The sequence below is a fragment of the Caballeronia sp. LP006 genome (genome assembly GCF_031450995.1).
Taxonomy (GTDB): Bacteria; Pseudomonadota; Gammaproteobacteria; order Burkholderiales; family Burkholderiaceae; genus Caballeronia.
On the sequence record NZ_JARTVW010000004.1, the window covers coordinates 1163540 to 1176257 of the forward strand.

General features: G+C 60.3%; 8 protein-coding genes and 2 pseudogenes. 5 read left to right on the forward strand and 5 right to left on the reverse strand.

Features of this window, described 5'->3' with window-relative positions; genetic code table 11:
* Positions 1 to 64 precede the first annotated feature (64 nt).
* From P9250_RS15360 to P9250_RS15370, 3 genes are read right to left on the reverse strand one after another with little or no spacing between them, the layout of a single operon-like run.
* The gene (locus P9250_RS15360; RefSeq protein ID WP_244829002.1) at positions 65 to 1087 is read right to left on the reverse strand and encodes an ABC transporter permease; all 1023 of its coding nucleotides are present in this window, start codon (positions 1085 to 1087) and stop codon (positions 65 to 67) included.
* Positions 1077 to 2582, reverse strand: a complete 1506-nt coding sequence (locus tag P9250_RS15365; RefSeq protein WP_310393856.1) for a sugar ABC transporter ATP-binding protein — start codon at positions 2580 to 2582, stop codon at positions 1077 to 1079. The genes P9250_RS15360 and P9250_RS15365 overlap by 11 nt, the downstream gene beginning before the upstream one ends.
* Positions 2579 to 3610, reverse strand: coding sequence for a sugar ABC transporter substrate-binding protein (locus tag P9250_RS15370; RefSeq protein ID WP_310393859.1), 1032 nt, complete (start codon positions 3608 to 3610; stop codon positions 2579 to 2581). The genes P9250_RS15365 and P9250_RS15370 overlap by 4 nt, the downstream gene beginning before the upstream one ends.
* Before the next feature lie 203 nt (positions 3611 to 3813).
* Between P9250_RS15370 and P9250_RS15375 the strand changes: the two genes are divergently transcribed.
* Positions 3814 to 4602 (forward strand): IclR family transcriptional regulator, encoded by a 789-nt coding sequence (locus tag P9250_RS15375; RefSeq protein ID WP_310393861.1) that lies wholly within the window; start codon positions 3814 to 3816, stop codon positions 4600 to 4602.
* Between the two features lie 88 nt (positions 4603 to 4690).
* Positions 4691 to 5236 (forward strand): hypothetical protein, encoded by a 546-nt coding sequence (locus tag P9250_RS15380; RefSeq protein WP_250466373.1) that lies wholly within the window; start codon positions 4691 to 4693, stop codon positions 5234 to 5236.
* Positions 5237 to 5250: 14 nt separating this feature from the next.
* Here the strand turns inward: P9250_RS15380 and P9250_RS15385 are convergent, their stop codons facing one another.
* Complete coding sequence (locus tag P9250_RS15385; RefSeq protein WP_310393863.1) at positions 5251 to 7647, reverse strand: GNAT family N-acetyltransferase; 2397 nt, start codon at positions 7645 to 7647, stop codon at positions 5251 to 5253.
* 707 nt (positions 7648 to 8354) lie between these two features.
* Between P9250_RS15385 and parA the strand changes: the two genes are divergently transcribed.
* The 3 genes and pseudogenes from parA to P9250_RS15395 form a co-directional block, all read left to right on the forward strand.
* Positions 8355 to 9017: a ParA family partition ATPase gene (gene parA, locus P9250_RS15390; RefSeq protein ID WP_250466370.1), complete on the forward strand. Its 663-nt coding sequence runs from the start codon at positions 8355 to 8357 to the stop codon at positions 9015 to 9017.
* Positions 9018 to 9041: 24 nt separating this feature from the next.
* A pseudogene (locus P9250_RS32635) lies at positions 9042 to 9147 on the forward strand (chromosome partitioning protein ParB); the annotation flags it as partial.
* Positions 9148 to 9230: 83 nt separating this feature from the next.
* A pseudogene (locus P9250_RS15395) lies at positions 9231 to 10103 on the forward strand (ParB/RepB/Spo0J family partition protein); the annotation flags it as partial.
* Positions 10104 to 10129: 26 nt separating this feature from the next.
* Here the strand turns inward: P9250_RS15395 and P9250_RS15400 are convergent.
* Entirely contained in the window at positions 10130 to 11494 is a 1365-nt protein-coding gene (locus tag P9250_RS15400) for a replication initiation protein (protein WP_244828994.1), read from the reverse strand.
* Between the last annotated feature and the right edge of the window lie 1224 nt (positions 11495 to 12718).

Consider the following 12718-nt stretch of genomic DNA (forward strand, 5'->3'; position numbering starts at 1 on the left):
TTCGTCGTCCGGGCGCTGGACGCGTCAGCCGATTTCGCGAGACGCGTGCGGCTGCGCTCCCGTTTCAGTTCTGCGCATCTCCACCCGCCAGTCTCGCCACCATCAGCGAACCCAGGATGATCGCGCCGTAAATCGCCTGAATCCAGAACGATGGCACCTGCGCCAAGGTCAGCAAGTTCTGCACGACGCCCAGCAGCAACACGCCCGATAACGCGCCGAGCATCGTGCCCTTGCCGCCATCCAACGAAATGCCGCCGATCACTGCCGCCGCGAACACCGTGAAAATCATTCCATTGCCCTGGTTCGCGTTGATCGCGCCGACGTAGCCTGTAACGATCAAACCGCCAATCGACGCCAGTACGCTGCCGAGCACGAACACGCCCCACGTGATGCGCTCCACGCGAATGCCTGCCGCGCGTGCCGCTTCGGGATTGCCGCCGATCGCGTAAAGCGCGCGGCCGAGGCGGTGGTAACGCAGCATGAACGCGGCAACGGCGAACGCGGCCGCCGCGAGCCATACCGAGATCGGCAGACCGAGCACGAGTGTCGTGGCCAGCGTGAAGAACGAAGGCGGCATGTCGAATAACGTGCCGCCCTTAGTCGCGCCGACGAGCATGCCGCGCAGCACGATCAGCATCGCGAGCGTGACGATGAACGCGTTCAGCCGCAGCCGCACGACCAAAAAGCCGTTGAAGAAGCCGATCAGCGCGCCGACCACGACGATCGCCGCAAGTCCCGCTGCCGCCGGCCACTCGAAGCCGAAGCCCGCCGACGCCGCCGGCATCACGAGCATCGCGCCGACAGCGGGCGCAATGCCGACCGTCGATTCGAGCGATAAATCGAATTTGCCTGTCAGAACGATCAGCGATTCGGCCAGCACGACAAGCGCAAGCGCCGCCGATGCCCCAAGGATGCTGATGAGATTTGCCTGCGTGAGAAAGCTCGGGCTGACGAACGCGCCGATGGCAAGCAAGAGCGCCAGCGCGGGCAGCAATGCGAGGTCGCGAAAACGCGCCAGTTCGATGCGCGGGCGCGCCACGGCCATGCTCGCGCCGTTCATCGCCGGGTTGGGTACGTCATGCTTCATGGAGATTCACCCCTTCGACGGATGCGATGAGTTCATGGTCCTGCCATCCGGCAGCGAATTCGGCGACGATGGCGCCGCGAAACATCACCAGGACGCGGTCGCACGTGCGCAAGTCGTCCAGCTCGCCCGATACGACGAGCACCGCCTTTCCTTCCTCGCGCACGCGTTCGACGACGCCGAGCAGCGCTTCCTTCGACTTCACATCGACGCCAGCGGTGGGATCGATCAGAACGAGCACGTCCGGATCAGTGGCGAGCGCGCGCGCCATCACCACTTTTTGCTGATTGCCGCCCGACAAGCCCGACACGATATGTTCCGGGCCCTGCGTCTTGATGCCGAGCGCGGCAATCATGCGGCGTCCGAAGGCGTTCTTTTTCGCGGGCGTCGCAATACCGAAGCGGCCGAGCAATCGCGCGATCGTCATGGACGCGTTTTCCGCGACGGATTGCGACAGCACCAAGCCTTCGCGATGCCGGTCTTTCGGCACGCAGCCGACACCATGCGCCAGCGCGGCGGGCACGTCGCCCGGCGGCAGCTCGTGGCCATCGACGCTGATCGTGCCCGCGCGTTGCGCCTTCAATCCGGCGATGGCTTCGGCGACGCTCGTCCGGCCGCTCGTCGTCGCGCCGGTCAGGCCGATCACTTCGCCCTTGCGAACGCTCAACGTGACGTTCTCGTAGTTGTCGCCGCATAACGCTTCGACACGCAGCGCTTGCGGCGCATCAGCGGGCAGGGGCGCGCGCGCGGCGGCATCCGCGACGGCAAGGCCTCCCTGCTCGCCCGTCATCGCTTCGATGAGCCGGTCGCGCGGCAATGCCGAAACCGGCGCGCTGACGATATGCCGTGCGTCGCGCAGAACTGTCACTGCCTGACAGATTTCGTACACCTCTTGCAAGTGATGCGAAATGAACAGGAAAGTGACACCTTCGCGCTGTAATTCCTCAATACGCCTGAAGAGACGCTTGATCTCCTCGCCGTCCAACTGTGCAGTCGGTTCATCGAGAATGATGAAGCGCGCACCGTACGACAGCGCCCGCGCAATCTCCACCAACTGCCGCGCTTCCACTGTCAGATCGCCCGCGCGTGCGTCTTCGCGCACGTCGATCTTCCAGTGGTCGAGCAGCGCGCGGGCATCACGGCGCATGGCGCGCCAGTCGATCACGCCGCCCTTCTGATGCTGCCGATTGATGTACAGATTTTCGGCCACCGACAACTCGCGGATGATCGTCGAATGCTGATAGACGCAGGCGACGCGCTCGCGCCATGCATCGCGGTCGGCGAGCGGCGGCGCGGGCGCGTCGTTGAAGCGGATCTCGCCAGCGTCCGGCTTCTTCAGGCCGGTGATCATCGACACGAGCGTCGATTTGCCCGCGCCGTTGCGTCCGACGAGCGCATGCGACTCGCCGGGCAGCACGCGCATGCTTACATCTGCGAGTGCGGGCGTCGAGCCATAGCGCTTCGTCAGGCCAACTGTCTCAACGACGGGCGCGCTCATTTGACGGTGTTGCCCCAAAGTGTTTTGTCATCGACATTGGCTTTCGTCACGAGCGGCGCGGGCAATTGATCTTCGAGAATGCCTGGACCGCGCTGAACGATCGTGCTGCCGTGATCCGTCGGGCCCGGTTTGAAGGTTTGTCCCGCCAGAGCCGCCTTGATATAGAAGAGGCCATACTTTGCGTAGAGATCGGCGGGTTGCGAGATGGTCGCGTCGATATCGCCACGGCGGATCGCATCATATTCCTGCGGAATGCCGTCATTGCTCACGATCACGATGTGCTTCGGATCGCCCGCCTTCACCAGCAACTGCTTGCGGCGCAAAGTCTGCAACGTCGGCGACAGATAGACGCCGCCCGCCTGCATATAGATCGCCTTCACGTCGGGGTTCGCGGTGAGCAGGCTGTCGAGCGCGGTCGCGGCGGCCTCGCCTTTCCATGCGGCGGGAATCTCGAGCAGGCTCAGCGACGGGAATTTCTTCAGGCACTCGCGAAACGCTTCCGAACGATCGCGGCCATTGACCGATGCCAGATCGCCCATGATCTGCACGACCTTGCCCGACTTCACGTGCTCGCCAATGTACTCGCACGACTTCGAACCATACGCGCGGTTGTCGGCGCGTACCACCATCGCGACCTTGCCTTGCGTGGGCGCGACATCGACGGCGACGACCGGCACGTTCTTCGCCGCCGAGGCGTCGAGCGCGCGGCTGATTGCGGCCGAATCCAGCGGGCCGACCACGATGCCCTTCGCGCCCAGGTTCAGCAGGTTGTTCATGTCGGTGATCTGCTGCGCGGGATCGCCGTTCGAGTTGACGGGCGCAAGGATGTCTATGCCCATGTCCTTCGCGTACTTCGGCAGATAGTTGTTATACGACTGCCAGAACGGCGAAGTCAGAAGCGGGAGACCGAGGCCGACCTTGCTGGCATCGGCGGCTTGCGCGAGGCCAACTGCACCGGTGGTCGAAAGTACGGCGAGCGCCACGCCGGCTTTTACGGCCAGGCGGCGAAAGGAAGTTGAGGACGTCATGCTTGTCTCCTGATCTTGTGTTTTTTGCGACTACGGCCGTGTGGGTGACTACGGGAAACTGTCGATACGCATATTCATCAGTGAACGTATTATTCATATACGGACAATCAGAAGTCAGTTGGTGCTTTCCCTAGCGCGGGCAACGCTATTGCTGACGAAAGGCTTAAACTCGGCGCCAATTCATGAATCGACGCATACCCAACATGGACGTTGAAGTAACCGACACCGATGGCGACGCGGATCGCTATCGCGCGCCCGCGCTCGACAAGGGACTGGACATTCTCGAACTACTCTCGGAACAGAAATCGGGACTGACGCGCGCCGAGATCACGAAGATGCTCGGGCGCAATGCAAGCGAGATGTATCGGATGCTGGAACGGCTGGTCGCGCGACAATACGTCGTGCGCTCGCCCGAGGGCGACCGTTATTCGCTGAGCCTGAAGTTGTACGCGCTTGCGCACCGGCATCCGCCGATGAACCGGCTGATTGCCGAGGCTCTGCCCGTGATGCAACGTTTCGCCGATACCGCCGAGCAGTCAATTCACCTGGTCGTCTACGATCGCGGCAACCTGCTGGTGATCGCGCAAGTGGACGGTCCCGGCACGTGGGGGATTTCGGTCCGGCTGGGGTCACGCGTCGGACTTATCGACACCGGCTCCGGTCGCGTGGTGCTCGCGTTTCAAACCGAGGAGCAGCGCGAGCACATGCTGGCGGAACATACAAAGGTGAAAGGCGAACTGGCGCTCGATCGCGCGGTGCTCGATGCCGACTACGAAAAGATCGGCGAGCTCGGCTATTCACAAAAGGACAGCCAGCAGACCTTCGGCGTGACAGATGTGACTTTTCCGTTGCTCGGGCCGTCGGGCCAAGCCATCGCGGCGCTGACCTGCCCTTTCATGCGGCGTATCGACGAATACGTCGCACCTTCCATCGAAGAAGTGACGGCGCTTTTGCGAGGCGCCGCGAGCGAGCTTTCGATGACGCGAGACTAAATCACGGCTGATACACGCGTTAGAATGGCGGCCCTCCTAAAAAGCGGCAGCCGGTTCACGCCCACGCCGCGCTCTATCTTCACGGTTCATGGCAAAACTCCTTTCCGATTCAGAATTCCAGCGTTTTTCCGAACTTCAACAGAAACAGGCGAGCTTTACGATCACGCCTGACGAGGCCGACGAATTGCGCGATATCGTCGCGCGCGCACAGAAGAAGCGCGACGATCGCGCCGCTGCAATGCAAGCGCTCGAAGCGCATATCGCGCAGTTCGACATCACGCCGGACGAGCTTTTTTCCGCCGAGCAGATCGCGGAAGCGGCGCGCAATTTCGGCCTTATTCCGGCCGCGAAGAAGGAACGCACACTGCCGCCGCAACTGACGCATAACGGCAAGCCTTATCAATGGACTTCGCGTGCGCTGCCGGAAGAGATTCGTGTACCGCTCTTCGAAGCATTCTCGGCGGGACATTCCGTGAAGTCGTTCATCGCGACGCCGAAAGACTCGGCGCGCTCGGCGCTGACGATCGCGAGACTCGAAAAGGAAACGGGAAGTTCGTATCCCGATGCTTTGCTCGAAGAGTTGGCGATAACGAGAGCGCAGATCGACGAGGCGTCCGGGCGACTGGCCGGCTAATCGCGAACGGCCGGCTAGGTCGGTTTTTCACCGAGTCGCATCCGAAAACCAACGACGCTCGGATCTTCGGTTCTGATCAATTCGAAACCGGCTTTGCGCGCGAGCGCGATCATCCCCGTGTTCTCGCGCAAAGCCTCGCCCACCAGCCAGCGTGTTCCACGCTCTCGCGCATAGTCGATGATTCGCGTGAGCAGCAGCGAGCCCAAGCCCTTCCCTTTCATGTCCGAGCGCGCGGCGACGGCAAACTCCGCAGTCTCGTTGTCCGGATCGGAAATGGCGCGTGCGACGCCCAGCGTTTCCGTGGCGCCCTCCGCAATGCTCCGTGTCACGATCAACGCCATTTCGCGGTCGTAGTCGATTTGGGTCATCCGCGCGAGTTGCGAATGATCGAAATTGCGCACGGCGCCGAAAAATCGCAAGCGCAAATCTTCGGCCGTGTTCGCCGATACGAACGCGCGATGCGCATTTTCATCCTCGGGACGAATGGGCCGCACGGTGATACGCATACCGCGCCAGTCGAGCGTCTCATCCATGCATCGCGGATACGGCACGATCGCTAGCTGCTTGCGATGCGCGCCTAAGGTCAATTGCGGCTCGTGCACCGCAACCGAATCGCGCGTGACACGCAACGTCAGCCGCAGTGCGACGATCTCCTCTATATAACAAACCATTTGCGACAGCGCGGTCAGCGCGTTCAACAGCATGTCGGTGGGCAACTCGCGCGAGCGCGGCGATCGCATGACGAGATCGCGCGCAAGGACAGGGTTGAGCGGAGGCAGCGCAAATTCATGAAGCGCATCGGCAAGTCCGAGCGCGCCTTCGGCCTTGAATTCGAACACCGGTCCAAAGACGCGATGGTTGAGCAGGCGCGTCTGTATCTCGACTGCATCGGCGGAAAAGGAATCGGGCGGTCCCGGCTTCACCGTGATGCCGAAGCGGGCGAGGATGCGCGCCGCACGTTCACCATTCAATTCCGCAATGCCGTTTTCCAATGCGATTCGAATTTCGTTTTGCGCGATATCGATTTCTTCTGGAATTTCCGTTGGAAGTCCGTCGGGTGTTTGCATCAACAATTCGCGTCCCTGACGAAAATCGACGAGGCGTGCAAAGCCACGCGCGAGACGCTGCGGGGTGGTGTGAACCGGGATGCCATTTGCGTGGAGTGCGTCGCGGGTGGCGGCATCCACGCAACCGAAGAAACACGCGAGCAATCCGCGATGAGCATGGCGGCGCGCGGCGATCAATGTGCGAGCGACGTCCGCGACGGGCGCGCTATGCGTCGGCGCGTGTACGACGAAGATGGTGCCGGTGTCGCGATGCGGAGCCAGCGTTTCCACCGCGATGCCGAAATCGGCGGGCGACGCATCGTCGCCGAGCAAAAGGGGATTACCGGATTCGGCTCGGGGTAACGCGAGCGAGACGGCGTCGCGTGCGGCGAGTGGCCATTGCGCCAGATCATCGCCGGCCTTGCTGAACGCATCTCTTGCCAAAGTGGCGACGCCGCGATCGCTGGTGATGACGGTTGCCACGTCGCCGGCTGCGACGCTTCCTACGCCCAGGGTTTCGATTTCGTCGAGCAGATCGTCGAGCGAATCCACGCGTACAAGTCCGGCACGGCGGAAGGCTGCACCGTATAGGCGATCGAATGGGTCGTCGTGTCCGGTTCGTAGAACGAGTACCGGCTTATTCCTCGCGGCGGCGCGCGCGGCGGAGATAAATTTGCGTGCGGCGCGGACGGTTTCGATTGCAAGAAGAATCGCTTTGGTCGATGCGTCGGTGGCGAGGAAGTCGAGGATATCGCCGGAATCGACGTCAGCTTCGTCGCCCAACGCGACGATGCGTGAGAAGCCGAGGCCCCGCGCGCGGGCCCAGCCGAGCACGCCATTGGTTAGCGCGTTCGAGCCTGATACCCAAGCGACGCCGCCCGATTTGACACTGCACGCTGGCGCCCCGAGGCATGCGCCGACGGCGGGAGACACTACGCCGAGACTTGCCGGTCCTACCACGCGCAGCAGGAAGGGACGCGCGGCGGCAAGGGTACGGGCAGTCCATTCGTGGGACTCTGCATTGGAGATGAATTCGGCTCTCGCGGGGTGTCTCGCTGCCTCTCCAATAACGACGACAGCTTTGGTCCCACAGTCTCCGAGTTGTTCAACTAGTTGAGGCCAAGTTTTAGGGGGCGTGCATAGCACCGCAACGCTCGGCGCTTCAGGGAGGTGAGCTATGTCGGCGAAGCTCGGCTGTTCGCCTATGGTTCGGTACTTTGGATTTACTGGCCAGATCGGGCCTCTGAATCCAGCGCTGTTGGCGCGGACCCATACCATTTCGCCGATGCTGCCCGGCCGCGTCGATGCGCCGATCACTGCAATTGACTTCGGCGCGAACAAGATGTCCAGGTTGCGAACGGTCATTACGGAGCTCCGGACTCGGTCGGCGAATGGCGGTTGAGGCAGGGTTAGGATAGGCGATTTTGGGGGTGGGGGGTGCGGTGTCGTTGCGGGCTGTGCGCTTCGGGCTGTGGGCTTCGGGCTGTGGGCTTCGGGCTGTGGGCTGTGGGCTGTGGGCTGTGGGCTGTGGGCTGTGGGCTGTGGGCTGTGGGCTGTGGGCTGTGGGCTTCGGGCTTCGGGCTTCGGGCTTCGGGCTTCGGGCTTCGGGCTCGGGCTTCGGGCTTCGGGCTTCGGGCTTCGGGCTTCGGGCTTCGGGCTTCGGGCTTCGGGCTTCGGGCTTCGGGCTTCGGGCTTCGGGCTTCGGGCTTCGGGGCTTCGGGGCTTCGGGGCTTCGGGGCTTCGGGGCTTCGGGGCTTCGGGGCTTCGGGGCTTCGGGGCTGCCGTGACTTTATGCGCATAAAGCTGGTCCGGCCGCGCGGCACCGCTTAACGATTTCCAAGACGCCTAAAGCCGTGACGGGGAGATATTGGTCTCGCGTCTTAGCTTCTTGCTGTCGAGCATGATGTTTGATTTAAAACTGCATCCATCAGGCCCACGTCCGCGCTTTCACAATATCAACTAAAGCTCACCCCTATGCCAAATGGCTAACGACACATTTAATGTCGAATTAAAGTTGAAATTACTAAACCTCAATGTAAAATTCAACCGCCTGCAAAAACTGGAGCATTAAAGTGGCGGCGGAAATCATAGCGATCACGCAGCAGAAGGGCGGCGTTGGCAAGAGCACGATTGCAATGCACCTGGGCGCAGCTTTTCACGAAAAGAAGAAGCGCGTGCTCGTCGTCGATGCAGACGGTCAAAACACGTTAATCCACTGGTCGAGCGCTGCGTCAGACGAAGCGAGCGGCATCCCCTTTCCTGTCGTGAATCTTTCGGAAGCGGGCGGACAAATCCATCGTGAAATCAGGAAGTTCGTGAATGACTACGACATCATCGTGGTGGATTGCCCGCCGTCAATTACAGAGAAGGTGTCAGGCGTCGTTCTGCTAGCCGCGAGCGTGGCAGTGATTCCGACTTCATCATCGCCAGCCGATTATTGGTCGAGCGTCGGCCTCGTCAAACTGGTTCAGCAAGCGCAGGTGATGAACGAAGATCTGCGCGCGGTGTTTCTGCTGAACAAGACGGAAGAGAAGCGGATGCTCACGCGCGAGCTGAAGGTCGCTCTTGAAGAACTGGGCTTTCCGCTACTAAAAACGCAGATCCCAACCCGAGAGTGCTACAAGCAGGCCATGGCGCTAGGACAAACCGTTTTGCAAATGTCCGACCGCGGCTCGCGCCTCGCTGCTGCCGAGATTCGCGCGTGCGCCGATGAAATCCTCGGCATGCTCTCCTGACTTTATGCGCATAAAGGACCCTGAATGAAACCGTCCCAACTGGCAAAAGGCTTCAAGGCCCGCCCCGATACGACAAGCAGCGAGAAGCGAACCGCTCTAGATCGCCTGAACGCCATCGATGGAATCGTCGATATACAAAGCGTCGGACAGGCCGCGAATGGACGCGCAAGCACTTTCGTATCCGACGAGCACGCCGACGCAGAGGTCAGCACCGAATCCGAGCAGTTTCGCGCGTGGCGACGGGCGAACCGCTACACGGCTGGGCAGGTCATCGAGTTGCCGCTAAAGGCGATCAAAGCGAGCCCGTTTAATCCGCGCCATTTCTACCTCAAGGCATCGATCGCCGAACTAGCCGTCAACCTTGCAAGGCAGGGACAGCAGCAGGCCATCCACGTCATTCCTGACTACGATAACGCTGGAACCTTCTTTGTAAGCGACGGTGGCCGTCGCGTCCGTGCGCTCAAGGAAGCCAACAAGGAAACCGTCAAAGCGATCGTCGTCGATCTGCCTATTGGAATTCAAAGCTACAAGCTTGGCTACGATCTAAACGTTCAGCGGGATTCGCAAACTGTCTTCGATAATGCCGTCGTCTGGCGACGCTTTCTGGACGAGCAACATTTCCAGAGCCAACGAGAATTGGCCGACCATCTTGGGCTAGACGAATCTACTATCGCAGTCGCGCTATCGGTTGCGAAGCTTCCTGAAAACGTCATGCAGGAAATGGTCGCTCGGCCTGATCGATTCGGGTCGAACATGGCCTATCAAATCACCCGCTACCACTCGGCGCGTGGCAGCGATGCCACGCTGCGCCTCATCAACAAGATCACGTCGGATGATCTAAGCACGCGACAAGTCGCGGATATCGTGAAGGGACGCGCAAGCGGACAAGAAGTGCCCAAGCCGCCCGGCCGTCAACGCTATGCCCAACGAATGGAGATTAAACTGGACGGCGTCGCGGTCGGCGATCTCAAGTCATATGGCGAGGATCGCCTTGAGTTGCGGTTGCGCGGCTTGTCACGGGATCGACGAGATGAACTGCTGCGTCAGATCGAAACCATGCTTCAGTTCAACGAAGAGAAGAAATAACAGCGTCCGCCCTCCGCCAGACGCGTTCAGTTAGCGCGTGTCTGGCTAAGTGTGAAGGCGAGCAAATCCCCATCGGTCGGCTCGCCCCACGTCTTCCTAGCCAGCCAGTCGAAAAATGACGTTTCCGCCAGCTTCGAATCGAGGCCGCGCTTACGCCAATCGTCGCGCATATGCGTGCCGAGTTCCGGCAACACGTCGTCTTCAAAACTTTGCCGCGCCAGCTCCCGTTCCCGCTCACCTTGCTCGTCGTAGAGCGCACGCGCTTCCTTCCTTCTATATGCCGAAAACTCGCCAAGCAGGCGTGCCTTGAGATCATCGGCGCCGGATGCCGATCCCGCTGTCGACCGCGGCGCGCCGTTGGCCGTTGCCGGCGGTAGCGCTTCGAGCGGCGGCGCGTAGCCCTTCTTGAGCGCGTCCTTGAACAGCGCTGCCGCGCTTCTGATAGGCGGAAGCGTCGTGCTGCGCAACCGTTGCTCGGTCATCTGCAACGCCGCCCGAATGCGATTTTCCTCGCTGTCGGCGTACAGCGTCTGCGCCTCTTTCAACGGAATGCCGATCTTTACCATCCTGTCGACCAGCGTGCTGTCGAAGACGTTCGGATGTTCGTCGAGCGCCAGCATCGGCTGCTTGCGCTCCGTGACGCGGAACTGAATCTCGGCGACGCGCCGACCCTCTCGATGTTCCACCAGTTCAACGAAAATGTTAGTGACGGCGTTGACTTCCGCGATTGCGGGACGAAGATAGTCGCGCTTGAAATACTTGTACTCTCGCTTGGCCTCGTCTCCAGCCTCGGTATCTGGCGTGCCGGATAGAATCGGCCGCCACCACTCCCACGTTTCGCGCATCGTCAGATGGCTGGGGTTGGTCAGATAACGCACGCATATTTCATAAAGCGCAAGACCCGCGCTGCTGCGCAACTGGCTTTGGAACTGCAGGCTCAGACGCGCATACTGCACCGGATCGAGCAGCTTCTTTTTGATTTTTGGAGCGAAGGAAAATTCGACCCATACGCGGCGCGTCGTCGGGTCCTCGAGAATTTCCGCGTCGGCGATGAGCGTCGAGATGCCCCACTTGCGGCCGGGCTTCTGGCTCGACGTGCCCGTGCTCCACTCGACCTGCACCGACACCATGCGACGCAGATGCTCCTTGACCAGCGCTGTATCGTTTGAATCGAATGCGGAATTCGCGACAATGTCGGACAGCAACGCGCGGTAGGTGTCGCCAGATTCGTCCGCCTGCTGCGCCACGGCGAGCAGAACGTTGAAGAGCTTGCGAGTAAGCAGCGTGATCTTGCCGCTCTTCGGTTGAATCGCGATGGCTTCGACCGCCTTGCGCAACTCAGCCGAGCTCGGGCTGACAACATCGGTTTTCTTTGCGCGTTTGGTTGCCATGCGTCGGACAGTATCGGGATTGCCAGCAGCATACCGAGTGCGGTGATCAACGTCTACAGGGTGGCCTTCACCGTTTGGGGTGAAGTGCGAGAACGAACAGAAGCTCACTGCGGTGCGGCCCCGTAAACTCTCACCACTCACCTTTGAGCGTCAGGCGCCATCCCTAGAAGCCACGCGGGTAAACGGGAGCGGCGAGCGCCAGGGGGCATCACGGCATCGCGGCACAGGTCCCGAAAAATCTCACCGAAAAAAAATTTCCCCAAAAATGGCGTGTCGCACACGCACGACGCGTTCATTTGGGATGACGATCGTCGCCAAAAGCAACAGAAAAAGGGCATATGTGGATCTCCTTAAGTCGACGAACTTCAAAACGCTCCTGTAATACCTCACCTTAAGCGGAATAGAGGACAGACCTGAGCAAAGCCGTCTCCAGACGCCGTCTTGGTTCATGCGTGTTGGCATCCCGAAAGGGCTCACCTTGAAGGAAAATTCGAGACCCGTTTGGGTCCTGCAAAGGCTCACTTGAAGCTCCTGAGAAAGCTCACCTTCGCTGTCTACGTCTGCTGAAGACTCGCCCTATAAGGCTCCGAAGACGGCTGGAAAGGCTTACGTGACGAATGCCCGATCCTGAATATTCTCACCCTAGAAGATATTCCTTGAGCGCTGCCTTATCGCGACGAGGTCCCGAATACTCTCACCCTAACGCCGGCATAACCCATGCGCTTGTGCTAACTCATTGTTTAAAAAAGGTATTCTGAAGATGAGGTGTTTCAACCGAGTTCAGCGATGTCACGCTATTTCGGAGTAGGACAAAGGAAGTGTTTTCCGTCGAGCAAGCCAATGCGGGAATGAGGCTAGATTTGCCACGAGTAGGCCCCCGTAAAAGCTCACCTCTCCTATTTTGGCCCGCTTCAAGGGAAGCATTGCACAAAACGTGGCGGTCTCTCTGGCCTCACCTCTCCCCGTAAAACCTCACCTCCAAGGCTTCGGGGTCCGATTTCGCTCGTTTTATGGCTGTTGGTCCTGCAAAGTCTCACCGCACGAACACTTTGGCGCCTGAAATACCTCACCTATCGGTAAAATCGACCCGTTTTATCCGGTGACGGACACAAATCGGCCAATCCCGATAAGCCTCACCTCGGTTGATCGAGGATTTCGACCACAATCCAACCATGGCGGGAGATCTGAGGCACTAAGCCCCCGGAAAATCTCACCTACATCAAA